Origin of the sequence: Spongiibacter sp. (genome assembly GCF_041602295.1) — a bacterium.
Lineage (GTDB): Bacteria > Pseudomonadota > Gammaproteobacteria > Pseudomonadales > Spongiibacteraceae > Spongiibacter.
The window spans coordinates 23,792-48,868 of the sequence record NZ_JBFIGO010000005.1; the positions used below are offsets into that span (position 1 = coordinate 23,792).

At 56.2% G+C, this 25,077-nt stretch carries 25 protein-coding genes; 9 read left to right on the forward strand and 16 right to left on the reverse strand.

The features are described from left to right. Positions 1 to 3: 3 nt before the first annotated feature. The 3 genes from ABYM29_RS01810 (at position 4) to ABYM29_RS01820 (ending at position 2,601) form a co-directional block, all read left to right on the forward strand. Entirely contained in the window at positions 4 to 1,125 is a 1,122-nt protein-coding gene (locus ABYM29_RS01810; RefSeq protein WP_372861381.1) for a methyltransferase, read from the forward strand. Between the two features lie 77 nt (positions 1,126 to 1,202). Beyond that, on the forward strand, positions 1,203 to 1,682 hold the full coding sequence (locus ABYM29_RS01815; RefSeq protein ID WP_372861383.1) for a low molecular weight protein-tyrosine-phosphatase: 480 nt from the start codon (positions 1,203 to 1,205) through the stop codon (positions 1,680 to 1,682). A gap of 52 nt (positions 1,683 to 1,734) precedes the next feature. Next, on the forward strand, positions 1,735 to 2,601 hold the full coding sequence (locus ABYM29_RS01820) for a TIGR03619 family F420-dependent LLM class oxidoreductase (protein ID WP_372861386.1): 867 nt from the start codon (positions 1,735 to 1,737) through the stop codon (positions 2,599 to 2,601). On the opposite strand, the gene ABYM29_RS01825 is transcribed toward ABYM29_RS01820, so the two are convergent. Both ABYM29_RS01825 and ABYM29_RS01830 read right to left on the reverse strand, forming a co-directional pair. Next, positions 2,598 to 3,908, reverse strand: coding sequence for a methyltransferase domain-containing protein (locus ABYM29_RS01825; protein WP_372861389.1), 1,311 nt, complete (start codon positions 3,906 to 3,908; stop codon positions 2,598 to 2,600). The two genes, ABYM29_RS01820 and ABYM29_RS01825, sit on opposite strands and share 4 nt — an antisense overlap. Continuing rightward, a complete protein-coding gene (locus ABYM29_RS01830) occupies positions 3,908 to 4,168 on the reverse strand; it encodes a hypothetical protein (RefSeq protein ID WP_372861392.1) in 261 nt (86 codons plus the stop codon). Before ABYM29_RS01830 ends, ABYM29_RS01825 begins: the two co-directional genes overlap by 1 nt. Before the next feature lie 130 nt (positions 4,169 to 4,298). Between ABYM29_RS01830 and ABYM29_RS01835 the strand changes: the two genes are divergently transcribed. Continuing rightward, positions 4,299 to 5,372, forward strand: coding sequence for a 3-deoxy-7-phosphoheptulonate synthase (locus ABYM29_RS01835; RefSeq protein ID WP_372861393.1), 1,074 nt, complete (start codon positions 4,299 to 4,301; stop codon positions 5,370 to 5,372). A 156-nt stretch (positions 5,373 to 5,528) separates the two neighbouring features. On the opposite strand, the gene ABYM29_RS01840 is transcribed toward ABYM29_RS01835, so the two are convergent. The 4 genes from ABYM29_RS01840 to nfuA are packed head-to-tail and all read right to left on the reverse strand — an operon-like array spanning position 5,529 to position 7,781. Beyond that, positions 5,529 to 6,263 carry an endonuclease/exonuclease/phosphatase family protein gene (locus ABYM29_RS01840; RefSeq protein ID WP_372861395.1) on the reverse strand — a complete coding sequence of 245 codons (735 nt, stop codon included), beginning with the start codon at positions 6,261 to 6,263 and terminating at the stop codon, positions 5,529 to 5,531. A 3-nt stretch (positions 6,264 to 6,266) separates the two neighbouring features. Next, positions 6,267 to 6,719 carry a YchJ family protein gene (locus tag ABYM29_RS01845; RefSeq protein ID WP_372861397.1) on the reverse strand — a complete coding sequence of 151 codons (453 nt, stop codon included), beginning with the start codon at positions 6,717 to 6,719 and terminating at the stop codon, positions 6,267 to 6,269. Then, on the reverse strand, positions 6,716 to 7,129 hold the full coding sequence (locus ABYM29_RS01850) for an acyl-CoA thioesterase (protein ID WP_372861400.1): 414 nt from the start codon (positions 7,127 to 7,129) through the stop codon (positions 6,716 to 6,718). The genes ABYM29_RS01845 and ABYM29_RS01850 overlap by 4 nt, the downstream gene beginning before the upstream one ends. A gap of 49 nt (positions 7,130 to 7,178) precedes the next feature. Continuing rightward, positions 7,179 to 7,781, reverse strand: coding sequence for a Fe-S biogenesis protein NfuA (nfuA, locus tag ABYM29_RS01855; protein ID WP_372861403.1), 603 nt, complete (start codon positions 7,779 to 7,781; stop codon positions 7,179 to 7,181). A 164-nt stretch (positions 7,782 to 7,945) separates the two neighbouring features. Between nfuA and metH the strand changes: the two genes are divergently transcribed. Then, positions 7,946 to 11,641, forward strand: a complete 3,696-nt coding sequence (gene metH / locus ABYM29_RS01860) for a methionine synthase (protein WP_372861406.1) — start codon at positions 7,946 to 7,948, stop codon at positions 11,639 to 11,641. Between the two features lie 121 nt (positions 11,642 to 11,762). Here metH and ABYM29_RS01865 read toward each other — a convergent pair whose 3' ends face one another. Continuing rightward, the gene (locus tag ABYM29_RS01865; RefSeq protein ID WP_372861408.1) at positions 11,763 to 11,882 is read right to left on the reverse strand and encodes a methionine synthase; all 120 of its coding nucleotides are present in this window, start codon (positions 11,880 to 11,882) and stop codon (positions 11,763 to 11,765) included. A 247-nt stretch (positions 11,883 to 12,129) separates the two neighbouring features. Between ABYM29_RS01865 and ABYM29_RS01870 the strand changes: the two genes are divergently transcribed. The 3 genes from ABYM29_RS01870 to ABYM29_RS01880 all read left to right on the forward strand — a co-directional run bounded on the left by ABYM29_RS01870 (position 12,130) and on the right by ABYM29_RS01880 (position 15,518). After that, positions 12,130 to 13,773: a nitrite/sulfite reductase gene (locus ABYM29_RS01870; protein ID WP_372861411.1), complete on the forward strand. Its 1,644-nt coding sequence runs from the start codon at positions 12,130 to 12,132 to the stop codon at positions 13,771 to 13,773. Then, complete coding sequence (locus ABYM29_RS01875; protein WP_372861413.1) at positions 13,766 to 14,254, forward strand: DUF934 domain-containing protein; 489 nt, start codon at positions 13,766 to 13,768, stop codon at positions 14,252 to 14,254. Before ABYM29_RS01870 ends, ABYM29_RS01875 begins: the two co-directional genes overlap by 8 nt. A 97-nt stretch (positions 14,255 to 14,351) precedes the next feature. Further along, positions 14,352 to 15,518, forward strand: a complete 1,167-nt coding sequence (locus ABYM29_RS01880; protein WP_372861415.1) for a cation:proton antiporter — start codon at positions 14,352 to 14,354, stop codon at positions 15,516 to 15,518. Positions 15,519 to 15,524: 6 nt separating this feature from the next. Here the strand turns inward: ABYM29_RS01880 and ABYM29_RS01885 are convergent, their stop codons facing one another. From ABYM29_RS01885 to ABYM29_RS01900, 4 genes are all read right to left on the reverse strand, one after another. Further along, positions 15,525 to 16,094 (reverse strand): YceI family protein, encoded by a 570-nt coding sequence (locus ABYM29_RS01885; protein ID WP_372861418.1) that lies wholly within the window; start codon positions 16,092 to 16,094, stop codon positions 15,525 to 15,527. Between the two features lie 132 nt (positions 16,095 to 16,226). After that, the gene (locus ABYM29_RS01890) at positions 16,227 to 17,156 is read right to left on the reverse strand and encodes an electron transfer flavoprotein subunit alpha/FixB family protein (RefSeq protein ID WP_372861420.1); all 930 of its coding nucleotides are present in this window, start codon (positions 17,154 to 17,156) and stop codon (positions 16,227 to 16,229) included. After that, positions 17,156 to 17,905 (reverse strand): electron transfer flavoprotein subunit beta/FixA family protein, encoded by a 750-nt coding sequence (locus ABYM29_RS01895; RefSeq protein ID WP_372861422.1) that lies wholly within the window; start codon positions 17,903 to 17,905, stop codon positions 17,156 to 17,158. Before ABYM29_RS01895 ends, ABYM29_RS01890 begins: the two co-directional genes overlap by 1 nt. A gap of 46 nt (positions 17,906 to 17,951) precedes the next feature. Next, positions 17,952 to 18,137 (reverse strand): hypothetical protein, encoded by a 186-nt coding sequence (locus ABYM29_RS01900; protein ID WP_372861424.1) that lies wholly within the window; start codon positions 18,135 to 18,137, stop codon positions 17,952 to 17,954. Positions 18,138 to 18,302: 165 nt separating this feature from the next. Here ABYM29_RS01900 and ABYM29_RS01905 point away from each other — a divergent pair, with 165 nt between their 5' ends. Continuing rightward, the gene (locus ABYM29_RS01905; RefSeq protein ID WP_372861428.1) at positions 18,303 to 19,958 is read left to right on the forward strand and encodes an electron transfer flavoprotein-ubiquinone oxidoreductase; all 1,656 of its coding nucleotides are present in this window, start codon (positions 18,303 to 18,305) and stop codon (positions 19,956 to 19,958) included. An 89-nt stretch (positions 19,959 to 20,047) separates the two neighbouring features. On the opposite strand, the gene ABYM29_RS01910 is transcribed toward ABYM29_RS01905, so the two are convergent. From ABYM29_RS01910 to ABYM29_RS01930, 5 genes are all read right to left on the reverse strand, one after another. Further along, positions 20,048 to 20,590 (reverse strand): DUF1285 domain-containing protein, encoded by a 543-nt coding sequence (locus ABYM29_RS01910; RefSeq protein WP_372861430.1) that lies wholly within the window; start codon positions 20,588 to 20,590, stop codon positions 20,048 to 20,050. A gap of 31 nt (positions 20,591 to 20,621) precedes the next feature. Next, positions 20,622 to 21,794, reverse strand: coding sequence for a phosphoglycerate dehydrogenase (locus tag ABYM29_RS01915; RefSeq protein WP_372861433.1), 1,173 nt, complete (start codon positions 21,792 to 21,794; stop codon positions 20,622 to 20,624). Positions 21,795 to 21,827: 33 nt separating this feature from the next. Further along, positions 21,828 to 22,592 (reverse strand): 4'-phosphopantetheinyl transferase superfamily protein, encoded by a 765-nt coding sequence (locus tag ABYM29_RS01920; protein WP_372861435.1) that lies wholly within the window; start codon positions 22,590 to 22,592, stop codon positions 21,828 to 21,830. Positions 22,593 to 22,673: 81 nt separating this feature from the next. Beyond that, positions 22,674 to 24,554: a SurA N-terminal domain-containing protein gene (locus tag ABYM29_RS01925; RefSeq protein WP_372861438.1), complete on the reverse strand. Its 1,881-nt coding sequence runs from the start codon at positions 24,552 to 24,554 to the stop codon at positions 22,674 to 22,676. A gap of 110 nt (positions 24,555 to 24,664) precedes the next feature. Continuing rightward, positions 24,665 to 24,937, reverse strand: coding sequence for an HU family DNA-binding protein (locus tag ABYM29_RS01930; protein ID WP_027873785.1), 273 nt, complete (start codon positions 24,935 to 24,937; stop codon positions 24,665 to 24,667). Between the last annotated feature and the right edge of the window lie 140 nt (positions 24,938 to 25,077).

The window sequence follows — 25,077 nt, forward strand, 5'->3', positions numbered from 1 at the left end:
GCCTTGAGCACAACCTTCCTCGACACCCCTTTCGGCGGCTTTGAACTGCAGCGCCGGCCTCGCCGCCGCAACGAAGTACTGCAAGCCTGGGATGCCGCCGACCGCTACTTACTTAATGCCATTGCCGAAGCGCCGCCGGCGCCAGGCAGCCGCCTGCTACTGGTCAACGATCAATTTGGCGCACTGGCAGTCGCGCGGGCGGACTACGAGTGTGTGTCGTGGTCGGACTCCGCTGTCGCCCACCTAGCCGCCAGTGAAAACTGCAGCGCCAACGGCCGTCGCAGCCCGCAGATACTTAGCAGCTGTGAACGTCCGGAGGGCGACTTTGCCGCCGTTCTCTACCGCCTGCCGCGCAACCACAGTTATATGCGCTTCCAGTTACAGCAGATCAGCACGCTAATCGCACGGCCAGAGGCCTTTGTCGCGGCAACCATGGCCAAATATCTCGATGCGCCTACCATGGCCGTTTTCAGCAATAGCCTCGGCGAGGCCGCCGCCAGCCTAGCATGGAAAAAGGCGCGACTGATCCGCTTGCAACAACTGCACGGTGAACCCGCGATCGATGACGACTGGCTCAGCTTTCAGTGCCCAGAGCTGGAGATATCACTGGGCAACCGCGCCAACGTGTTCTCACGCGCAAAATTAGACCGCGGCAGTCGCCTGCTGATTAGCGCCCTAGACAAGCTTAATCCCCCTGAACACCTCGCTGACCTGGGTTGTGGCAACGGCCTGCTTGGCATTGCTGCGGCGCGGCGCTGGCCAGCTGCAGCGCTACATTTTTTTGACGAATCGTATATGGCAGTGGACAGCGCACGGCGCAATGTCGCCAACAACTTGTCTGCTGTCGACGCAAACTTTTACGCGACCGACTGCCTGCAGGGCTATACCGGCGCGCCCTTGGACCTTGTGCTCTGCAACCCGCCATTTCATCAAGAACAACAGATTGGCGACCATATTGCCCGGCAAATGTTTATCGATAGCTACCGACAGCTGCGCCCCGGCGGCCAATTATGCGTGGTTGGCAATCGCCACCTTGGCTATCACACGATTTTAAAAAAACGTTTCGGCAACTGCCAAGTGATACATTCCGACGCAAAATTCGTCGTCTTACTGGCGGAAAAATAACGCCCACCAAACGGGTGATGCCCCCTGTGCAAAGCGCGTGCTACTTTCGACAGTGTTTATATCCGGTGATTTAGCCCATGCCTGTACACGTCGTTTTTGTTTGTCTTGGCAATATCTGCCGCTCGCCTGCTGCCCAGGGCATTCTCGAACACAAGGTCGCCGAGGCGGGACTCAGCGACAGCATCACCGTAGATTCCTGCGGCACCGCCGCCTTCAATATAGGCAAGTCTCCGGACCCGCGATCTAGCCGTGCCTGCGCAGCGGCCGGTTACGACATCAGCTCTCAAGTCGCCCGGCAAATCTGCGACGAGGACTATCACCGCAGCGACTACCTCATCGTGATGGACCGCAAGAACCTTAGTAACGTCGAGGCCTGGGCACCAAAGGGGTTTAGCGGCGAAATCAAATTACTGCTGGAATACTCTCAACACGGCGGTAACAGCCAAATCCCCGATCCTTTTTATGACGATGCCGAACAGTTCGACACGGTGATTCGCACCCTGGAAAAAGCCACCGACGCCCTGCTCACCCACATCCGCCGCGAACACCGCCTCTAAACCTGTCGACAAAGGCTCAGACAATAACAATAACTGCAGACCGGAGAGCACCGTGAAATTTGTCCTGTCATCATCATTTTGCCCGCTAAAGGAGCTGCGCGAGTTGGCGATTGCCGCCGACGACAGCGGCTGGGAGGCCATGTCGTTTTCCGACCACGTGGTCAATCCCGAAACCCTCAATCACCCCTATCCCTATACCGAAGACGGCGAGCGTCGCTGGCAGCCCTTTACCGACTGGCCGGACCCCTGGGTGATGATTGCCGCCCTTGCGGCGGTGACAACGAGGCTAAAGTTCACCAACAATATCTTCGTACTGCCGATGCGCAACCCCTTTCTGGTGGCCAAGGCCATTAGCACCGCCGCCATTGTTTCGGATAACCGGGTTATTCCCGCTATCGGGGTTGGCTGGTCGAAAGATGAATTCTCACTGTTGCAGCAAGACTTCCATACACGCGGCAAGCGCAGCGATGAAATTTTGGAGATTCTGCCACTGCTGTGGAGTGGTGAGATGGTCAGCTATCAGGGGCAGTACTATCAATTTTCGCCACTGGAGATGAACCCCGCGCCCAGTGAGATACCGCCAATTTGGGTGGGCGGTATCAGCGCGGCAGCGATGCGCCGCGCAGCGCGCCACGACGGCTGGGTCAGCGACCTGCAAAGCAGTGAAGAGATCATTGCCAGCATCGAGAAAATACGCGACTACCGCCGCCAGCAGGGCTTAGACAACCGGGATTTTTCGGTGATGGCGACGCCCTCCGACGCCTTTACCCCAGATGCCTACCGGCGCTTGGAAGACCACGGTGTCACGCACATCCTCACCCAGCCCTGGCCGTTTTACTACGGCAACACCAGCGACCCACAAAAAAAGCGCGACGGCGTGCTGCGCTATGCCGAGGACATCATCGCCAAAATGGCTTAATCGCGCTCCAACAACAACAGCGACTCCATGTGGTGGGTCTGGGGAAACATATCCGCCATTACCGCATCGCGCAGTATGTAGCCGCCGCCGCGCAATATCGCCACATCTCGGCCCAAGGTCGCCGGGTCACAGGAGACGTAGACAATACGCTGGACATTGGCCGCTGCCGCCAGCGCCTCGCAGACCGCGCGGGCGCCTGCCCGCGGCGGGTCAAGCAGGACCTTGCGAGCCTGGCGCAGCGGAATTTGCGCGGCGTCAAACAAATCCGCCTTCACGAACTCCACACTCAGCTGCAATTGCTCGGCGCGCTGACGCGCACGCGCCAGCATCTCCTCACCGGCATCGACGGCCAAAATACTGGCACCGCTTGCCGCCAGCGGCAGACTGAAATTGCCCAGCCCACAAAAATAATCGACCAGCTGCTCACCAGCACTCGGCGCCAACCAGGCGATGCACTGTGCCACTAGAGCACTATTTAACTGGCGGTTGGCCTGGGTAAAGTCAGCGGGCAAAAACGCCAGACTGTGCTCGTCATCGCCATAGCGCAAGGGCGCCAAATCGCTCTGCCAGTGCCTGCCATCACTGCTCACCCGATGCAACTCTACGCGGGGAGCCAGTGCCTCGGCCAACGCCTCACACCAGTCATCGCCCCGGCGGCGATCGTCATCTATTGCCAAACCGACCCGTCCATCACTGCCAAGGCTGAACTGCAGCTCGGCGCTGTGACTCTGCTTTAAGGCGCGCAGAAGCACCGGCCGCGCGTCGACCACAGCCCGCTCCAGAACCGACTCAAGCACCGCACAGTGCTCAATATTGACGATGTGGTGGCTGGCCGTGGATTTAAAACCTAAATGCCCCGCCCGGTATGACAGCCTTGCGCGATGCCGATAGGCCAAGGGCTCACCCTGTATCACCCTCACTGAGAGCGCGGTATCGCCGAGCAAGCCAGCCAGGCGCTGCTGCTTGTGCCGCAACTGCCCGGGGTATTCCAAATGTTGTAACTGGCAGCCGCCGCATTCACCGAAATATTCACAAACCGGTGCAACCCGCGCTGCAGCGTCGTTGAGTCTCTGCACCACACGCGCCTCGTCGAAGCGCTTATGCCGGCGCAGCCATTGGGCCTGCACGCGCTCGCCGGGAAGCGCCTGCTCAACAAACACCACCTTGTCCCGGTACTGGGCAACGCCGCGGCCATCATCGGCAAGGCGCAGAATCTCCAACTCCACTTGCTGTGTGTTGGCCCCTGCCGTGCTCGGCCGCCGGCCTTTGGCGCCGCGTCGACCTGCCGGTTTAAAAATCTTGGCCATCAGCGCAGTCCTGTGCCGGGAATAAATTGCTGGTAGCGCTGCAGGCAGGCCTTCTTGCGGTCGCTTAGCTGCGCCTTCTCTCGATCATCTTTAGCCTCGGCGCTCGCCAGGCGATCACAGGGCCAGTCGTGAAACCGGTCGACGGGCACTTCGCGTGGCGCTGGAGACCAGACTTCCACAGGCAGTTCATCGCGGGCTTGGTCGGCGTGCAGTGGCGCGGCCAGCATCACAGCAATTATTGAGGGGAACAGCAGCGGCATGTAGGGCACTCTCTGAATAAATGCGCATGAAAAGGCGCATTTTAGCCTTGTTAGCCACCACTTGATATTTTATTACGGCGCTTTTCAGTTAGAATGTCAGGCTCTATTGCGTATTGATTCCCCAAAAACTATGTCTGAAACAGCTATCGAAAACCTCAACGTCGAAGCACAGGAAGTGCTGATTACTCCGGCTAGCCTTAAAGCCGCTCTGCCCATGAGCGATACCGCTAAGGCCGTAGTCACTGCCGGGCGCGAAACCGTGCGCAACATTTTGGACGGCAAAGACCACCGTATGTTTGTCGTCGTGGGCCCCTGTTCAATCCACGATGTCGACCAGGCGATGGATTATGCCAAACGCCTGAAAGTCTTGGCCGATGAGCTTCAAGACACGCTGTTGATCGTCATGCGTGTGTATTTTGAAAAACCGCGCACGACGGTCGGTTGGAAGGGCCTGATCAACGACCCTTATCTAAACGACACCTTCAAAATTGAAGAGGGCCTGCACATCGGCCGCAAGTTGCTGTTGGATATTTCCGAGCTGGGCCTGCCGACCTCTACCGAAGCCTTGGACCCCATCTCTCCGCAGTATTTGCAGGATTGCATTGCCTGGTCGGCGATTGGTGCGCGCACCACTGAGTCGCAGACCCACCGCGAGATGGCCAGCGGCCTGTCTTCCGCCGTCGGTTTTAAAAATGGTACTGACGGCGGCCTGGAAGTGGCGATGAATGCCATCGGCTCAGCCGTCAAACCCCACCGTTTCCTGGGCATCAACAACGAGGGCCAGGTGTCGGTTATCCATACCCGCGGCAACCGCTACGCCCATGTGGTGTTGCGCGGCGGCAGCGCCGGGCCCAACTACGACTCGGTGCATATCAAGCTTTGCGAAGCAGCGCTGGCCAAAGCCGGTTACCCGCAGAATATTATGGTCGACTGCAGTCACGCCAACTCCAACAAGCAGCCAGAGCTGCAACCACTGGTCATTGAGAACGTGACCAATCAAGTACTTGAGGGCAATACCTCGATTGTCGGCCTGATGATCGAAAGCAATATCAAGCCCGGCAACCAAAAAATCCCCGAGGATTTGTCGCAGCTGGAATACGGCGTATCGGTCACCGATGGCTGTATTGGCTGGGAAGATACCGAAGCGGCGCTGCGCGATATGCGCGACCGCCTGCGCGAGGTATTGCCCAAACGCAAGCGCTAATCACGGCATAGAAGCATTGCAAAGGCGCCTTCTGGCGCCTTTTTTTATGCCCAGCTGATCCAGCCAGGCCCTCACTGCGTAACGAAGAGTGCTTCTACACCATCTATGGCTTTGCCCCGGTCCCCGGGGCTTTTTTTTGCCCGGACAGTCCTTGTGCTAGGGCAGCTCAAATTCGGCATAAAGGGCACAGTGGTCCGACAGCGACTGCCAGGGCTCGCCGTGCAAAATGCGGGCATCGCGCAGCGTCAAACCGCGGAAATAGATACGATCCAGCGGCAGCAGTGGCCGCCGTGCCGGGAAGGTGCGCGCCGGCTTGCCGTAGCGCTCGGTCAAGGCCTCTCGCAGTCCCAGTCCACGGCTAAAGCGCTGGTGTAGACGCATCCGCCAATCGTTGAAATCACCGGCAATAATCAGCGGCTGATTACCACTCAGGCGCTGCTCCAATTGCTGACCCAGCTGCTGAAATTGACGGCGACGCTCCCACGCCAACAAGCCCATATGGGCGCACACCAGCTGCACCCCGGGGGTAATTTTTGCGAACAGCAGGCCGCGCTGAGAGCGTTTAATGACCGATACATCGACATTGTCGCTGTGTTCAATGGGATATTTGCTAAGGATGGCGTTACCGTGGTGACCGTGGTCATAAATTGCATTGCGGCCATAGGCGTAGTGTGGCCAAACACTGTCAGCGAGGTATTCAAAGTGCCCGGCATCGACCCAGTTGGGCAAGCGACTGGCATGACTGCGATTTTCGCCCACCACCTCCTGCAAAAACACTAAATCGGCATTAACACTGCGAATGCCCTCGCGGATTTCATCGAGTAAAAAGCGCCGATTGCTGGCACAAAAGCCTTTGTGCACATTGTAGGAGAGCATGCGCAACTGCTTCACAGATTAATACTCCGGGTGGCATTTCTTCTGCTTTTGGCCACTGCCACAGCAGCAGGGATCATTGCGCGACAATTTCACCGCCGCCAGCATCTCGCCGTCGACATAGTGCCAACGCCCCTGCTCACGCACAAAGCGCGAGCGTTCGTGGAGCTGGGCGACGCGAGCCCCCTGCAGATAGAAGGCCACGAATTCTACCTCGGCGTTATCACCCTGCTCCTCAGGACAGTCTAGCAGGCGCAGGCCCAGCCATTGGGTCGCGTCGAGGTTGCCCAGCGTTGACGGGCAGCGCTGGCCCTGCCAGGTACGCCGCAAATACTCCTCATCGCCACAGACAAAGGCGGTGTAGCGCGAGCGCATCAGCTGGGCAGCACTGGCGGCCTCGCCGTCACCCCGATGCAGGGGCCCACAGCAAGCGCAATAGGACTGCTCGCTACCGCAGGGACAGCACTCGCTCATCGCGCTGCGCGAGGGGGGATTAACGCCGGATCAGTCGCCGACCAATCCTCCGGCAGGGCAATCGCCGCGCGGGTCTTGCGGTCGAAACCGACAACCACGCTACTGGAAGTGGTGGCACATTCGCCGTCGGCGTAAATATGGTGCTCTATCGTCATACTTTTATTGCCGACATGGGAGCACCAGGTGTCCACAACCACCTCGTGATCGAAACGGATCTCGCGCAACATGTCCATTTTGACACTGGCAATGACGTTGTGCGGCGTCTTCGACAGCTTGTCGACTTCATTAAAAAAATCGATGCGCGCCAAATCAAAGTACTGGGCGTACACGCTGTTGGAAACATGGCCGAGAAAGTCGAGGTCGGAAAACCGCACCTGAATGCGGGTGCGGGTATACGGTAGTGAAATCATCGGGCGTCCTTCTGGCGCCGCGAACGCGGCGCACCGTGCGGGATCAAGCTTATTTGAAATAGGCGTTATCGGTATTGCTGTGGTCCGTCATGTCACGCACTCCGGTCAACTCCGGCACCTGTTCGATCAGGGTTTTCTCAACCCCCTCTTTCAGCGTCACATCGACCATGCCGCAACCCTGGCAGCCGCCGCCAAATTTGAGGATAGCGACCATGTCATCGGTGATTTCCACCAGCGACACCTCACCGCCGTGGGCAGCCAGCGAGGGATTGACCTCGTTGTACAACACATAGTTGATGCGATCTTCCAGCGGGCTGTCCGCACTCACCCTTGGCAAGCGGGCATTAGGGGCCTTAATCGTCAGCTGACCGCCCATGCGGTCTTTGGCATAGTCGATCAATGCCTCGTCGAGAAAGGGCACGCTGCGACCCTCAAAATACGCCTTAAAGCTGCCGTAATCGCTGACAATATCATCGTCTTTGGCATCGCCTTCGCGGCAGTATGCAATGCAGGTTTCCGCCTTGGGCGTGCCCGGCTGGGTGATAAATACCCGCACGCCGATCACGTCGTCCTGTTTCGAAAGCAGCTCAGCAAGGTAGCCCTGTGCGGACTCGGTGATGGTTAAATTAACCTTGGCTTGCTCTGTAGTCATGTGCACCTCGTGTTGACTCCCGGCCAGATATCCGCGCTCGGCGTCACTGAAATTTCTATGCCAAGCGGAGTATCTGATAGAATTGCCCAGTTTAGCACGAAGGCCATTCTGGCCACAGCCTGTCATCGGCTACTAGCCCTAAGTAAAACAGCATCAGGACGTACATGACTCACTCTACTGCCCGCGCCGATCTTCTCAAAGCCGCCCTCAATGACCGTATTCTGGTAATAGATGGGGCCATGGGTAGCATGATCCAGGAACACCGGCTTGAAGAGGCGGCCTATCGCGGCGATCGCTTCGCGGACTACCACAAGGATCTGCGCGGCAATAACGACCTATTGACTCTCACTCGGCCACAGCTGATTCGCGATATCCACCAGGCCTTTCTCGATGTTGGCGCCGATATTATTGAAACCAACACCTTTAACTCAACCGCCGTGGCCCAGGATGACTACGAACTGGGCGATATTGCCGAGGAGCTCAACCTGGCTGGTGCCCGCCTGGCCCGCGAGGTCGCAGACGCCGAAACCGCCCGCAACCCCGACAAGCCGCGCTTTGTCGCCGGCGTACTCGGGCCCACGCCGCGCACTGCGTCGATTTCCCCGGACGTCAACGACCCCGGTGCCCGCAATATCAATTTCGACAAATTGGTCAGCGACTACTACGCCGCCACCCGCGGCCTGGTCGCCGGCGGCGCCGACCTGCTGCTGATTGAGACGATTTTTGACAGCCTGAATGCCAAGGCAGCGGTTTACGCGGTGCTGCAGTACTTTGAGGATCAGGGTGTCGAGCTGCCGATTATGATTTCGGTGACCTTCCCCGACACCAGTGGCCGCACCCTGTCCGGCCAGACCCCGACGGCTTTCTGGAACAGCATTGCCCACGCAAAACCGCTGATCGTCGGAACCAACTGTGGCAGAAGATTCAGTGAGATACGGCCTTTTGTTGAGGAATTAGCTGAGGCAGCAGACTGCCATTTCAGCGGTCACTTTAACGCCGGCCTACCCAACGAGTTTGGCGAGTACGACGAAACCCCCGAGGACATGCACGGCGAGCTGCGCGACTTCGCCCAGCGCGGCTTCCTCAATCTGGTCGGCGGCTGCTGCGGCACCACACCGGCCCATATCGAAGCAATTGCCCGTGCGGTTGACGGCGTCGCGCCGCGCCCCCTGCCCCAGCGTGAAGTCAGCTGCCGGTTGGCGGGCCTAGAGCCTTTCCATATTGGTGCCGACAGCCTGTTCGTCAATGTTGGCGAGCGTTGTAATGTTACCGGATCGGCCATTTTCAAGCGGCTGATCCTGGAGGGCAATTACGACGAGGCCCTGTCCGTTGCCCGCCAGCAGGTGGAAAACGGCGCGCAGATTATCGACATCAACATGGACGAAGGCATGCTCGATGCCGAAGCCGCCATGGTCACCTTTCTGAATCTTATCGCCTCGGAGCCCGATATTTCCCGGGTGCCGATCATGGTCGACTCGTCAAAATGGGAAATCATCGAAGCGGGCCTGAAATGCATACAGGGCAAGCCTGTCGTCAACTCCATCTCCCTTAAAGAAGGGGAAGATGAATTCCGCGAGCGCGCCCGCCAGTGTCTGAAATTCGGCGCGGCGGTGGTGGTTATGGCCTTTGATGAAGAGGGTCAGGCCGACACCTTTGCCCGCAAATCGGAAATCTGTAAGCGTTCCTACGACATTTTAGTCAATGAAATCGGCTTCCCCCCCCAGGATATTATCTTCGACCCGAATATCTTCGCCGTCGCGACCGGCATCGAGGAACACAACAACTACGCCGTCGATTTCATTGAAGCCACCGCCTATATCAAACGCGAACTGCCCCACGCCATGGTCTCTGGCGGGGTATCCAATGTGTCGTTCTCCTTTCGTGGCAACAACCCGGTGCGCGAGGCCATTCACTCGGTGTTTCTCTACCACGCCATTAAAGCCGGCATGGACATGGGCATCGTCAACGCCGGCCAGCTGGCCATTTACGACGACCTCTCCGATGAACTGCGCGACGCGGTAGAAGACGTGATTCTCAACCGCCGCGACGACAGCACCGAGCGCCTGCTGGATATTGCCGAGAAATACCGCGGCGACGGCAAGGGTATGGTGCAAAAAGAGGATTTAACTTGGCGCGAGTGGCCGGTGGCCAAGCGCATCGAACACTCGCTGGTAAAGGGTATTTCCACCTTTATTGAAGAAGATGCCGAAGCCGCGCGCCAACAAGCCACTAGGCCAATCGACGTGATCGAAGGGCCGCTGATGGACGGCATGAACGTAGTCGGCGACCTGTTCGGCGACGGTAAAATGTTCCTGCCGCAGGTGGTCAAATCCGCCCGCGTGATGAAACAGGCCGTGGCCTACCTCAACCCCTACATCGAGGCCCAAAAAGAAGTCGGCGCCAAAGCCAATGGCAAGGTGCTGATGGCCACCGTTAAGGGCGATGTCCACGACATCGGTAAGAATATCGTCGGCGTGGTGCTGCAGTGCAATAATTTTGAGGTGATTGACCTCGGCGTCATGGTCTCGGCCGACAAGATTTTAGAGACCGCCAAAGCCGAAAACGTCGACATCATCGGCCTGAGCGGGCTTATTACCCCGTCACTGGACGAAATGGTGCACGTGGCCAGCGAGATGCAGCGTCTGGACTATCAGGTGCCGCTGATGATCGGTGGCGCCACCACGTCGAAGGCCCACACCGCGGTAAAAATTGAGCCCAAATACCACAACGATGTCACCGTCTATGTGCCGGATGCCTCGCGCAGTGTCGCCGTTGCCACTCAGCTCATCAGTCGCGACATGAAAGCACAGTTTGTCGCCGACCGCCGCGACGAATACGAGCGCATCCGCGCCCGCCGCGCGGGCAACGCAAAAAAAACGCGCCTGCTGGACTACCCTGCCGCCTGCGAGAACAGCTTTGGCTTTGATTGGTCTGGCTACCAGCCACCCAAACCGAGCTTCCTAGGCACCCGCAGCTTCAGCGACTACCCGCTGGAAACCCTGCGCGAAACCATCGACTGGACACCGTTCTTTATCTCCTGGGGCCTGGCGGGCAAATACCCGAAAATCCTCAACGATGACAAAGTCGGCGAAGCGGCGCGTAACCTCTATGACGATGCGCAGAAGATGCTCGACAAACTGATCGACGAAAAACGCATTAAAGCCAATGCGGTGATCGGCTTCTGGCCGGCCCAGCGCCGCGGCAGTGACGATATCGCGGTATTTAACGAGTCGGGCGAGGAACTGGCCGTTCTGCACCACCTGCGCCAGCAGGCTCAGAAAGCCGACAATAAACCGCAAATGAGCTTGGCCGACTATATCGCGCCCGAAGACAGCGGCATCGACGACTATGTCGGCGGCTTTGCCGTCACTACCGGCATCGGCGCCGACGAACTGGCCAAGGAATACGAAGCCGCCAATGACGACTACAGCGCCATTATGGTCAAAGCACTAGCCGACCGCCTGGCCGAGTCGTTTGCCGAGCATCTGCACCTGCGGGTACGCCGGGAGTTTTGGCCCTACGCGCCGGACGAGTCGCTGAGCAATGAGGAATTAATCAAGGAAAGCTACCGCGGCATTCGCCCGGCGCCGGGATACCCCGCCTGCCCCGATCACACGGAGAAAAGCACGCTGTTTTCCCTGCTCAACGCCACCGAGCAAACTGGCATCAGTCTCACCGAGCATCTAGCCATGGTCCCGGCGGCCGCCGTCAGCGGCTTTTATTACTCCCACCCGGAGTCTCGCTACTTCGCTGTGGGCCGCATCGGCAAAGATCAGGTGGCCGACATTGCCAAACGCAAGGGCATGGAGATGGCCACCATGGAGCGCTGGCTGTCGCCCATTCTGGATTACGACCCCTGAGCGCTACGCGTTAACCGCACCCCTGGCCCCGCAGGCGGTCGCAATGCGCCCGCCTGCTGACCAGCGCCAAGCTGCAGGCAAAAAAAAAGCTGCCCGGAGGCAGCTTTTTTCCAATCGCTAATTACGAGGGCATACCCGCCAACCAGAAGACGACGGTTGAAATAGTAATGCTCAAAATAGCGATAGCGGCACAGGCATCGGCAAAATTATCTTCGCGAGCTTCTTGATTCTGGTCTGACATGGCAACCTCAATGGCAATAGTGTGGATTCGTCACCCGGCGAGCCGGCGTAAAAGCGCGCATTATAACAAGTTTATGGCCGGCGCCACCTCCCCCTAACTAATCGGATGATCGCATAAGGCTTATCCGCAAAAAGCATTAGTGATATAACCGATTAACACTTAATATTACGCTGCGATTTGCAACTAAGCGCTGCGGCTGCCCTGCAAGCCTCGACTCCATATCCAATCCGAGAGACCTCACAGCTTTATGTACGCATACGATCAGTACGACCGCCAAATCGTTCGTCAGCGTGTGGCCCAGTACCGGGACCAAACCGAACGCTATCTCGCTGGCAAAATCAGCGACGAACAATTTTTGCCTCTGCGCCTGCAAAACGGCCTCTATGTTCAGCGCTTGGCGCCTATGCTGCGCATTGCTGTGCCCTACGGCACGCTAAACAGCGCTCAGCTGCGCAAGCTGGCCTATATCAGCCGCCACTACGACAAGGGCTACGCCCATATCAGTACCCGTCAAAACGTCCAGTTGAACTGGCCCAAGCTTGAGGAAGTACCCGATATTCTCGACGAGTTGGCCGATGTCGACATGCACGCCGTGCAAACTAGCGGCAACTGCATTCGCAACGTCACCGCCGACCAATTTTCCGGCGTGGCCGCCGACGAAGTCGAAGACGCCCGCCCGTGGTGCGAGATCATCCGCCAGTGGTCGACCTTCCATCCAGAATTCGCCTTCCTGCCGCGCAAATTCAAAATTGCCGTGTGCGGCTCCGAGCAAGACCGCGCCGCAGTGCTGGTTCACGACATCGGCTTGCAGATCGTTAAAGATGCCAACGGCGAAACCGCCTTTAAGGTGATTGTCGGTGGCGGATTGGGACGCACCCCGGTAATTGGCAGCGTGATTCACGACGCCCTGCCAGCGCGCCACCTGCTGACCTATCTGGAAGCGATTGTTCGGGTCTACAACCAGCTTGGCCGCCGCGACAATAAATTCAAAGCCCGCATCAAAATACTGGTGCGCGCCATGGGTGCCGAGGCCTTTAAAGCCAAGGTTGAAGAAGAGTGGGCGCATATTAAAGACGGCCAACTCGATTTGCCCGCCGAAGAAATTGCCCGCACCAAATCCTTCTTCACGCCGCCGGCCTACCAGGCACTGGCCAATGAAGACCTGCAGGCCCAGGCCTTGGAAAATGTCGATTACGCCCGCTGGCTAAAGCACAATGTGCATGCCCACAAACAGGCCGGCTACGCCATCGTCACGCTGTCGCTGAAAACCGTTGGCGTCGCGCCTGGCGACATTACCGCCGAGCAATTTGAGGCTGTTGCCGACCTCGCCGAAGAATTTGGTTTTGGCGAAATTCGCAGCACCCACCAGCAGAACTTAGTCCTTCCGGATATCGAGCAACGCCAGCTCTACGCCCTGTGGCAAAAACTGGTGGCGCTGGAACTTGCCAGCCCGACCGTTGGCACCCTCAATGACATCATCTGCTGCCCCGGCGGTGATTTCTGCTCGCTGGCCAATGCCAAGTCCATCCCCATCGCCGAAGCCATTCAACGCCGCTTCGACGATTTGGACTACCTCTACGACTTGGGCGACATTGAACTCAACATCTCCGGTTGTATGAACGCCTGCGGCCACCACCATATCGGCAATATCGGTATCCTGGGTGTGGACAAAAAAGGCCAGGAGTTTTATCAGGTCTCACTGGGCGGCAGCCAGGGGCTAAGCGCCTCGCTGGGCAAAATTCTCGGCCCGTCCTTCGCCCAGGACGACGTCCCCGATGTCATTGAAAAAATCCTCAACTGCTATGTTGAGCTACGCCAGCCCGAAGAAGGCTTTATCGATACTTTTGAGCGTATCGGCCTCGACCCGTTTAAGGAGCGTGTATATGCCTAAGATTATCAATAACGGCCAGATCGTCGACGACAACTGGCAAGTGTGGCGCGACACAGAGACCCTGCCCAGCAGCGGCGGCGTCATCGTGCCGCTTGCACTGTGGCAAGCGCAGCGCGAGGCCCTGCTCGCACTGGGCGACATTGCGGTGTATCTAGCCAGTGACGAGTCGCCCAAGCAGCTCAGTGACGACGACCTCAGCCAGTGCGCGTTTATCGCCATCGACTTTCCTAAGTTTATGGATGGCCGCGGTTTTAGCTACGCTCGCGAACTGCGCGAACAGCGCAACTACCAAGGTGAAATTCGCGCCATTGGCGACTTTATCCGCGATCAGCTGTTCTTTATGAAGCGCTGCGGCTTTAGCAGCTACGCCCTGCCAGGCGACGAACTGGAAGCGGCGCTGGCCAGCTTTAACGACTTTAGCGACAGCTACCAACCCTCGGCAGATCAGCCTCTGCCATTGTTTAGACGGCGCCAAGGCTAGCCTTCGAAAAACCCGCCTCGGCGGGTTTTTTTACGCCTTATCAACGCTCCGCTATGCTGTAAGCAGTACTCTTCCTTGCAGCAGGGGCCGTGAACGCGTGGAAACCAGTCTGACTTTTTCCTTTTTCCTAATCTTTACTGGCGCCGCCCTACTCGCGTCGCTAGCCCTAGTCAGCCGCCAACCCCTGCTCATTGCCTATATTCTCCTGGGCGCCATTATCGGCCCCTACGGCGCGGCCTGGGTCACCGACCTCGAACTACTGGCCGAGATCGCGGACATCGGCATTGTCTTCCTGCTGTTCCTGCTCGGCCTCGACATGCAGCCTCAAGCGCTGCTGCACAGCCTAAAAAAAACCACCCGCGTTGCGCTGATTAGCTCGGCGATATTTCTCGCCGTCGGCTACCTAGTGAGCCTGCTGTTCAATTTCAGCAACGCCGAAGCCCTGGTCATTGGTGCTGCAATGATGTTTTCCAGCACGATTATTGGCATAAAGCTGTTGCCAACAACAGTACTGCACCACCGCGAAAACGGTGAAGTCATGGTTGGAATATTGCTGCTGCAAGACATGATTGCGATTTTGGTGCTGCTCGTCATCTTTAGCGTCAGCCAAGGAGAGTTTTCTGGCTTGAGCCTCGTCAAGACCTTGCTTGCCCTCCCCCTACTCTGCGCCGCCGCCTATGCCGCTCTGCGCGGCATCTTACTGCCGCTGATCAAACGCTTCGACCGCTTCCATGAGTATATTTTTCTTTTGGCCATAGGCTGGTGCCTGGGCTTGGCGGAAGCGGCACATGCGCTTGGCTTGTCAGCCGAGATGGGGGCCTTTATCGCCGGTATCAGCCTGGCGACCAGCCCGATATCGCAGTACATTGCGATCAACCTAAAGCCACTTAGAGACTTCTTTTTAATTCTGTTTTTCTTTTCGCTCGGCGCGCGTTTCGACCTCGGCTTACTCGCCGAAATTGCCCTGCCGGCCAGCCTGCTGGCAGGACTGATTTTACTGATCAAACCCTTGAGCTTCCGCTATCTTCTCAGGAACACCCTTGAGTCCAACACACTGTGCTGGGACCTCGGCTTTCGCCTCGGGCAAATCAGCGAGTTTTCCCTGCTTATTGCCTACCTGGCCTTTGATCACGGCTTGATTGGCAGCGCCGCATCCCATCTCGTTCAGGCGACGGCCATCCTTACCTTCGTCGTCTCGTCTTATATCGTTGTATTAAATTTCCCGAGCCCGATCGCCATCGCCGACGAACTGCGCCGGGATTAAGTCAAGCTAGTGAAATTGCACCGCGAAGGTCACCGGCACTGACAGATTGATGTTTTTCAAGCCCGCTAAGCTGCGCAATTTTTCAATACCTGGGGCCATCTCTACGGCATTGCTATCGATAAACGCCGGCTCGACTGTGATAACACTGATCGCACCACCACTCAGCTTGGTGACCTGTGTGGCGAAGTGGATTGGCAGGGTTTTACCACTGATCGACAATTCGCCAGACAAACGCATTGAGCGGGGCTCACCGGGGGTCAGCGACCTCAGCGCCTGCACGTCCACCCTTGCGCGAAATTCGGCTGTTTTATAACGATCGGTGTTAAATAAATACTTTTTCATCCGCTGATCGCGAATATCAATACCACTGTCAATACTGTCCAGTGCCACAATGATCAGCGCCTCACCGCTGTCTTCGTTAAGGCTTCCTGATACCTCGCTAAAACTGAATAACTCAGCAACCCGGTCGTTTTTGATGCTGGTTACCTTTAACTGAGATTTGGCGCCATCCAACTCCAGGGCATTCACGCCACTCGCCGCAACCAGCAATAACACCGCCAAGAACGCACGTTTCATCACATCATTCTCCTTCTAGACACCCATTAGATTGTAATTATAGCCTTGTCGCCTGACTTAAAGCCGTTGCCGCAGGCATAAAAAAACCCGACCTAGGGCCGGGTTCTTCAAGCATCCTATTGCGCGTGGCAATTAGATGGCTTTTTCAAGCTCGGGTACTGCATCAAACAAATCGGCAACCAGACCGTAGTCGGCAACCTGGAAGATTGGAGCGTCTTCGTCTTTGTTGATAGCAACGATCACTTTCGAATCTTTCATACCCGCCAAATGCTGGATGGCACCGGAAATACCCACGGCAATATACAGCCCGGGAGCAACAATCTTACCGGTTTGACCAACTTGCATGTCATTGGGTACAAAGCCGGCATCAACCGCCGCGCGTGAAGCACCAACCGCTGCGCCGAGCTTGTCAGCCAGGGTGTACAGCATGCTGAAGTTTTCGCCATTTTGCATGCCGCGACCACCAGAAACAACGATGTCAGCAGCAGTCAGGTCGGGACGATCGCTCTTCGCCAGCTCTTCTTTAACGAAGCTGGAGTTACCGGCGTCATGGGCGCTGGCCACAGCCTCAACGGCAGCAGAGCCACCTTCAGCCGCAGCGGCGTCGAATGCCGTACCGCGAACGGTAATCACTTTGATCGCGTCAGAAGACTGAACCGTGGCAATAACGTTGCCGGCGTAGATAGGACGCTTGAACGTATCAGCGCTCTCTACAGAGACAATTTCAGAAATCTGCGCAACGTCCAGCAGCGCCGCGGCGCGCGGCAGTGTGTTTTTGCCGCTGGTAGTCGCCGGCGCCAGAATGTAACCGTAGTCTTTGCCCAGCTCGGCAACCAACAGCGCAACGTTTTCAGCCAACTGGTGACCGTAGGCGGCATTGTCGGCAACCAGCACTTTGCTTACGCCATCAATTTTGGCTGCCGCTTCTGCCGCCGCGCCACAGCTTTCGCCGGCGACCAGTACAGTGATATCACCACCGATCGCTTTCGCCGCGGTGACAACATTCAGGGTTACCCCATTGATAGAGGCGTTATCGTGTTCTGCAACAACTAGAATGCTCATTAGATTACCTTCGCCTCGTTTTTCAGTTTTTCAACCAGTTCGGCAACGTCTGCAACCTTAATGCCCGCTTGGCGCTCCGCCGGCGGTTCAACCTTCAGGGTTTTAACACGTGGGGTCACATCGATACCCAATTCATCGGGAGTCAGTGTTTCCAGCGGCTTTTTCTTCGCCTTCATAATGTTGGGCAGAGACGCGTAGCGCGGCTCGTTGAGACGCAGGTCGGTAGTCACCACGGCCGGCAGGCTCAGCTTAACGGTTTGCAGACCACCATCAATTTCGCGAGTTACCGCAACGCTGTCGCCATCAACCTCAACCTCAGAGGCAAATGTGCCCTGACCCATGCCGGTCAATGCTGCCAGCATCTGGCCAGTTTGGTTGTTGTCGCCATCAATCGCCTGCTTGCCGAGTACTACCAGCTGAGGCTGTTCTTTGTCGACAACCGCTTTCAGAACCTTGGCAATACCCAGGGGCTGAACTTCTTCTTCTGTTTCAACGAGAATGCCGCGGTCAGCGCCCAGTGCCAGTGCAGTGCGAATCTGCTCCTGTGCAACTTTAGGACCGATCGACACAGCAACGATCTCGGTAGCAATACCCTTCTCTTTCAGGCGTACTGCTTCTTCAACAGCGATTTCACAGAATGGATTAATCGCCATTTTGACATTATTCAGATCAACGCCAGTACCGTCCGACTTAGGACGCACTTTGACGTTGTAGTCAACGACTCGTTTGACAGCAACAAGAACCTTCATGGATTCCCCAGTAAACGCGTAAATGAATTGAAATAGCTAATCGTCCTTACGCTGCGGATTGAAAATTCGATCCGACCAGACGAAGCCCCTTTGAAAAAGCGCCGTTATATTGACGCCATTGGCCGCCGAGGTCAATAAAACCAAGCCATTCACAAAGTGAATAACGATAATACAAAGGCTCAATTTTCATGAATATCGCCGAAAATGCCTGCCAGCCAGTCATTTCTGCCATACAAAAGCCGCCAGCCAATAGTAAAATGACCGACAAGTTAATCAGCTAAGTCACCGCTTTTGTGGCCTTTTAAAGTGCTGACACTTATACTTGCGCCTTCAAAAATGGTGTCAAAACGCCCGCATAACAAGGGCTGCACCGAAGATTATAGAGAGGAGAGAGTCTGTGGAACGCGAATCTATGGAGTTTGACGTACTGATCGTCGGTGCGGGCCCTGCCGGCCTGGCAGCGGCTTGTAAGATCCGTCAACTGAGCGAGAGCAGCGGCAAGGACATCAGTGTCTGCGTTGTGGAAAAAGGCTCTGAGGTCGGCGCCCATATCCTGTCGGGCGCGGTATTTGAGCCCACAGCCCTCAACGAACTGTTCCCAGACTGGAAAGAAAAAGGCGCCCCGCTCAACACTGAAGTGACCGGCGACGACATCTACTTTATGACCAGCGCCGAAAAGGCGGTCAAAGTGCCCAGCTTTGCCGTGCCCAAAACCATGCACAATGAAGGCAACTACATTATTAGCCTGGGCAACCTCTGCCGCTGGCTGGCCGAGCAAGCCGAAGGTATGGGCGCGGAGATCTACCCCGGCTTTGCCGCCGCTGACGTGCTGTACAACGACGATGGCAGTGTAAAAGGCATCGTTACCGGCGACATGGGTATTGCCGAAGACGGCAGCCAAAAAGACAGCTATATGCCCGGCATGGAGCTGCACGCCAAATACACCCTGTTCTCCGAAGGTTGTCGCGGCCACCTCGGCAAGCGCCTGATTGAAAAATTTGACCTCAGCGCCGGCAAGGACCCTCAGCATTACGGCATCGGTATTAAAGAGCTGTGGAAGATTGACCCTGCCAAGCACGAGCAGGGCAAAGTCGTTCACACCGCCGGCTGGCCTCTGTCTGAAAACGGCGCTCTGGGTGGCTCCTTCCTGTACCACATCGAAGATAACCAAGTCGCCGTCGGCCTGATTACCGACCTGTGCTACGACAACCCCTGGCTGTCGCCCTTCGAAGAGTTTCAGCGCTATAAGCAGCACCCGGTTGTGAAACAATACCTGGAAGGTGGCGAGCGCATTTCCTACGGCGCACGCGCTATTTCCAAAGGTGGCCTGCAGTCACTGCCCAAAATGAGCTTCCCTGGCGGCCTGCTAATCGGCTGTGATGCCGGCACCCTGAACTTTGCCAAAATTAAAGGCAGCCACACCGCGATGAAGTCCGGCCTGCTGGCGGCAGAGGTCGTGCACAAGGCGATCACCGAAGACAACAAAGCCGGTGAAGAGCTCGTTGAGTACAAAGAAGCCTTTGAAAACTCCTGGCTGTATAAAGAACTTCACGAGCAGCGCAACTTCGGCCCCGCTCAGCACAAATACGGTAACCTGTTTGGCTCGGCCTACGCCTTCCTCGACTTGAATATCTTCGGCGGTAAACTGCCGTGGACACTCAACGACACCAAGCCCGACTATGCGCAGATGAAGCCGGCTGACAGCAGCAAGAAGATCGAGTACCCGAAGCCGGACAACAAGCTTAGCTTCGACCGCTTGACCTCGGTATTTCTGTCTAACACCAACCACGAAGAAGACCAGCCCTGCCACCTTACCTTGAAAGATGCAGAGCTGCCGATTCGCGAGAACCTGCCGAAGTACGCCGAGCCGGCACAGCGCTACTGCCCGGCCGGGGTGTACGAAGTGATTGAGGACGAAGGCGGTCAACCGCGCTTTCAGATCAACGGCCAGAACTGCGTTCACTGCAAGACCTGTGACATCAAGGACCCTGCACAGAATATTGTTTGGGTGACCCCCGAAGGCCTTGGCGGCCCGAACTACCCGAATATGTAGTTCGGCCCCCGGCCAACACAAAAAGGGCAGCTTACGCTGCCCTTTTTTGTGTACGTTTGCCGGGCGACCCGCCCGTATAACCGCCGCCGCTAGACTCTCCCCAATTCGAATGACTGACCCGCCGTACACAACAGCAAACGATCCCCCTGCGTTTCAGCAAGTTCGACAAGCCTGTAAAAACACGCGCGATTAACCCGCGCCAACAGGCCGTGTTCCGTCATGACCGCCGGGCTCGGCTCACCGCTTAAGGGATCTGTCTCAACCATCAGTGGGTGATCGCTTCCCAGCTCAAACCAGCTATCGACATTGGTTTTGACTACCACCCTACGCTCTTGGTCAGTGGCCTCACTGACTTCCAAATCAACGATCAACAGCGGCAGATCTTCGACCGCGACACGCCATTTTTCTACCGGGGTCACCAAGTAGTACTCACCATCGTCTTCGCGGCGCAAAATGGAAGCGAATAACTGCACCAGCTTGTGACGCTTGATCTCACCGCCTTCGTGAATCCAACGACCGTCGGCGCAAATACGGATGTCAATGTCGCCACTGAGATCAGGGTGCCATTTTTCTATTGGTGGTCGCCCGGCCTGATTCTGCAACAGGCCTTCTATCGTCGCCAAAGTACTCATCTGCACCCCCTTACACGAGCGACTCAAGAACTCAGCGAATCACCCGCACATTGACTACGCCATCTAAACTGGCGATTTTGGCGACCAATGTCTCATCGACGTCAGCGGCCAGATCAATCAAATTATAGGCAATTTCGTCGCGACTCTTATTGAGCATATCGACGATATTGATATCGGCATCGGCTAAAATGGCCAAGATGCTACCAAGAATCTTCGGCACATTGCGATTGGCAACGGCGAGCCGCAGCTCGCCACTGCGATCCAACTGCAAATTGGGGAAATTAACCGAGTTTTTAATATTGCCGTTACACAGAAAATCGTCCAGTTGATTTGCCGCCATAATTGCGCAATTTTCTTCTGCCTCATCGGTACTGGCGCCGATATGTGGCATCAGCACAACATCATCGCGACCGATCAACTCCGGCGTTGGAAAGTCAGTAATAAACTGGCGAAGCTTGCCGCCTTCCAATGCTTCAATGACACTTCCGACATTTACAATTTCTTCACGGGCAAAATTGAGCAAACAGGTGCCCGGGCGGCAGTTGGACAGCAACTCGGCGTTGACCAAGCCACGAGTAGCGTCGAGCACCGGTAGGTGAAGAGTGATGTAGTCAGCACGAGCAAACAAGCTACTGAGGTTTTCCATGCGCTGTACCGCACTGGGCAGGCGCCAGGCGGCATCCACTGACAGCGCCGGGTCGTAGCCGATAACTTGCATCCCCAGATCCAGGGCCGCGCGCGCAATCATCGAGCCGATAGCGCCCAGACCAACGATTCCCAGGGTGCGCCCAGCCAGCTCATTGCCTTTGAAGCGTTTCTTTTCCTTTTCCAGCAATTTGGCGAGTTCCGCGCCATCGTCCATGTCGGCGAGCGTGTTGACATAGGCGATGCCAGGCAATATCCCACGAGAACCCAGCGCCAAACCGGCAATGACTAGCTCTTTTACTGCATTGGCGTTGGCACCCGGGCTGTTAAATACTGGAATACCGCGAGCAGTACAATCAGCAACCGGCACGTTATTGGTACCGGCGCCAGCACGGGCGATCGCCTTAACAGAAGCGGGAATATCGGCGGCTTGCAGCTTGTGACTGCGCAAGAGGATGGCGTCAGGTGAACTGAACTCGCTGGCAATTTCGTAGCGGTCCCGCGGCAAGCGCTCAAGGCCTTTAACCGAGATTTGGTTGAGAGTTAAAATTTTGTACACGCGTCCTCCTAAGACGAGCTACGCCTAAGCTGCTTACCGCGCCGGCAGCAAGTCAGCGAGCTGTTCCAATGCAGTAGTTTCGACCAATGGGATACAGTGGTAGGCCCGGAGCTGTTCGAGCTTACCGGCTACGGCCAACGCCGCGGTAAAGTCATCGTCCTGCGCCAACAAGCGCAATTCCCAGCGTTCGGCGTCAGCAGCGTCAAAGCGACTAACGCGCATACCGTCGAGCATTACCGAAAAATCGTGGAGCGGCACCGACAAGCCTTGGCCACGCGCTTTTAAATAAGCTTCTTTAAGCGTCCAGGAACGAAAGAAAACCGCCAGCCGGCCCTCCTCGTCAACGTCGCGCAAGGCGCTCATCTCGGCCGCAGACAGGTAGTCATCGGCCGCCTCCAGCATACCCTGACTGTCGGTCTGAAACTCGACGTCAACACCAATGTCGCATCCGCTAGCCACCGCACAAAGCGTCAAGCCGTGAGTATGAGCAGCATTAAAGCTGACCGACTCCTGACTACCCGGCAAAAAGGGCTTGCCAAACTCATTGCTGCCAAACACCAACTCCTCTGGCTTAACACCGGTGTATTGCGCCAATACGGTGCGCAAAAACGCTCGGCCCGCCAAATAATCTTCAGCTTGCCCAGCATGCTGTCGCTGATTGTACTCCTCGCGCTCATCCTCTGGGAGCATGGCCAGATAGCGGTCCATTTTTGCCAGCAATCGCGGGTCGTCGGTGGCACAGCACCAAATATCGACCTGCCCCGCCGACAAGCGCCGTTGTTCGCTCGTCTTACTCATTATTTTTTCCTTGCCAGAAACACTAAAGGCTCTGGGTGATACAAGCGTGTGCCTTGTCACGTCGTTAAGGGTGACAAGGCCTTAGTTAATCTTAATATCGGCGCTGTTCCACAGCACATTGAAGTAATTAGCAAATGCCTGTGACGAGGCATTTTGCACCACGCTGCGATGCAGCTCGTCCAGCGCTTGGCGGTCTAGCGCACTGCGCTCGCCGGCTGCACTCGCACGAAGCTGGACGACAAGGTAATCGCCATTCTGACGATGCATCGTGGCGGCAGCAACGGCGCCATCCGCTGGCGGCGCCATCTGAAATACAAAGCGACGGATATCCTGCTCAACACTGATATCGCTGCGCCGCACGCTCTGTACGGCCTGCCATTGCAGCCCGTACTTTTTGGCAAGCACTTCAGCGCGCTCCGATGCCGCAAGCTGCTGCTCTATTTCGGCGGCTTGTTCAGCAGCCAATTGCGCCGCTTTTTCACTGCGCAACGTCGCCACAATTTGCTCTTCCACTTGCTCAAAAGGCTGCGTTTGTGGGGCTTGATAGGCATCGATATGGATAACCACAAAGTGCCCGGGCGTCAGCTCAAAAACCTCACTGTTCAGCGCCTGCTCTCGGAGTTCTGGGTCAAACGCCGCCTGCTTAACACGAGGGTGAGCAAACAAGCCTTCGCTATCATCAGCGCTCAGCCAGTCACTGCTCTGGATATCCAACTCAAGCTCCGCAGCGGGCATCACTAAATTTTCGGCATTGAATACCAAATCACGCAGTGATTCGACCACGGCCAACAATTTCGGGCCAGCTTTCTGGCGGCTTAAGCGCTGCGAAATATCACCCCGTACTGACTCGAAGCTCGGCAGCTCGGGCTGTTTAACGCTGAGCAATTTAATCAGGTGGATACCAGCCTCAGTCTCAACAGGCGCCGATACCTCGCCGGGCTGCAGCTGAGCTAGCGCGTCTTCAAATTCGGCCGGGAAACTATCACCTTTAGTAAACCCAAGGGCCCCTCCCAGTGAGGCGGAACCAGGGTCCTGCGATAATGATTTAGCCAGCTCTGCAAAATCTTCACCAGCCGCCAATTGCTCGCGCACATCTTGCAAGGTCGCTATGGCCTGTTCGCGGCTCAGCTCATCGCTGAGCTCGAGTAAAATGTGTGCAGCCTCCCGCTCACTGTCTACAGCCATGCCATCAAGCAAACGCTGATACTCAACCTCAAGCTGCTCTTCAGAAACCGGCTGGTAAAATTGTTCTTCACGCAATTCTATGTAGGAAAGCTTAACTTTCGGCTCAGTTTGAAAGCGGTCTAAATTATTGTCGTAATAAGCACGAATCTGCTCAGCGCTTAAGTCGACGGTTTTTTCAAAGTTACTCAGAGGTACATTCACCGTGTGGAAATCACGGGTCTCATGAATGTAGGCAATAGCTTCATCTAACTCACTTTCGGTGACAAAGGCCGAAGACGACACAGACGCTGAAAGTTGTTGAATCAATAAATCAGAGCGCAATAACTGCTTAAACAACGCACTGTTGTAACCCTGCAGTCTCAATACCTGCTGATAGCGCTGCTGTGAAAAACGCCCGTCTTCATGGAACTGAGGCATGGAGGCAATAACAGTATTGAGCTGCTTGTCAGAAATACGAATACCGGCTTTATCCGCAGCTTGCAGCAATAATTGCTGTTTAACCAAGGCGTCCAGCGCCGGCTTGCGGAGCACGTTGTCATCGAGCATAGCGGGATCAATTTGATCGCCCATCATATTGATCAGCCGTCGCTTCTGCATTGCGATCGCCTGCTGCAACTCCGCCAGCGAAACTTTTTCGCCATTCACCGTCGCCGCAGGGGGCTGTGCACCGCCACTGAACAGACTGTCGATACCAAAAAGTGCAAAGGGAACCACGATGATTGCGATAATGACCTTCGCAGCCGTCCCCTGGATATTGTTGCGGATATTTTGCAGCATTGCTCATTGAACCCATTCAGATATAAAAAAAGCGCATCTTTCGATGCGCCTTTTGACAGAGGCGGATACCTCGTAGACGACCCTGTCTAACGCTCTAGCCTAGCAACAAATTAGTTGCAGGCATCCTTCAGCGCCTTACCAGCTTTAAAGCTAGGAATTTTTGCAGCGGCGATTTCGATCGGCGCGCCAGTCTGAGGATTACGACCCGTGCGGGCAGCGCGCTCTTTAACGCTAAAAGTGCCGAAGCCAACCAGAGACACAGAATCGTCAGATTTCAGCGCATTAGTAATCGCTTCAACGGCGGCATCAAGTGCACGACCGGCTGATGCCTTAGACAGATCTGCAGACTCGGCAATAGCGTCGATTAGCTCAGATTTATTCACTTATCCTTCCCCTTCGAATTGTTATGAAAACTGTAACGCAAAGCTGGTGGCGGTCCGCTTCTGCTGAAAAAAATGCAATGGCCGCCAACTCAGAGAGAGGGATTTATACCAACTGCAATTAGGCCGGTCAAGGAAACTCT

Coding starts and splice junctions, on each gene's coding strand:
- ABYM29_RS01910 (WP_372861430.1), bottom strand. CDS start 20,590: ATGAGTACTTTGGCGACGATAGAAGGCCTGTTGCAGAATCAGGCCGGG.
- ABYM29_RS01845 (WP_372861397.1), bottom strand. CDS start 6,719: ATGAGCGAGTGCTGTCCCTGCGGTAGCGAGCAGTCCTATTGCGCTTGC.
- ABYM29_RS01890 (WP_372861420.1), bottom strand. CDS start 17,156: ATGAGCATTCTAGTTGTTGCAGAACACGATAACGCCTCTATCAATGGG.
- metH (WP_372861406.1), top strand. CDS start 7,946: ATGACTCACTCTACTGCCCGCGCCGATCTTCTCAAAGCCGCCCTCAAT.
- ABYM29_RS01830 (WP_372861392.1), bottom strand. CDS start 4,168: ATGCCGCTGCTGTTCCCCTCAATAATTGCTGTGATGCTGGCCGCGCCA.
- nfuA (WP_372861403.1), bottom strand. CDS start 7,781: ATGACTACAGAGCAAGCCAAGGTTAATTTAACCATCACCGAGTCCGCA.
- ABYM29_RS01900 (WP_372861424.1), bottom strand. CDS start 18,137: ATGGCAGAAATGACTGGCTGGCAGGCATTTTCGGCGATATTCATGAAA.
- ABYM29_RS01815 (WP_372861383.1), top strand. CDS start 1,203: ATGCCTGTACACGTCGTTTTTGTTTGTCTTGGCAATATCTGCCGCTCG.
- ABYM29_RS01925 (WP_372861438.1), bottom strand. CDS start 24,554: ATGCTGCAAAATATCCGCAACAATATCCAGGGGACGGCTGCGAAGGTC.
- ABYM29_RS01885 (WP_372861418.1), bottom strand. CDS start 16,094: ATGAAACGTGCGTTCTTGGCGGTGTTATTGCTGGTTGCGGCGAGTGGC.
- ABYM29_RS01835 (WP_372861393.1), top strand. CDS start 4,299: ATGTCTGAAACAGCTATCGAAAACCTCAACGTCGAAGCACAGGAAGTG.
- ABYM29_RS01875 (WP_372861413.1), top strand. CDS start 13,766: ATGCCTAAGATTATCAATAACGGCCAGATCGTCGACGACAACTGGCAA.
- ABYM29_RS01920 (WP_372861435.1), bottom strand. CDS start 22,592: ATGAGTAAGACGAGCGAACAACGGCGCTTGTCGGCGGGGCAGGTCGAT.
- ABYM29_RS01865 (WP_372861408.1), bottom strand. CDS start 11,882: ATGTCAGACCAGAATCAAGAAGCTCGCGAAGATAATTTTGCCGATGCC.
- ABYM29_RS01895 (WP_372861422.1), bottom strand. CDS start 17,905: ATGAAGGTTCTTGTTGCTGTCAAACGAGTCGTTGACTACAACGTCAAA.
- ABYM29_RS01870 (WP_372861411.1), top strand. CDS start 12,130: ATGTACGCATACGATCAGTACGACCGCCAAATCGTTCGTCAGCGTGTG.
- ABYM29_RS01850 (WP_372861400.1), bottom strand. CDS start 7,129: ATGATTTCACTACCGTATACCCGCACCCGCATTCAGGTGCGGTTTTCC.
- ABYM29_RS01825 (WP_372861389.1), bottom strand. CDS start 3,908: ATGGCCAAGATTTTTAAACCGGCAGGTCGACGCGGCGCCAAAGGCCGG.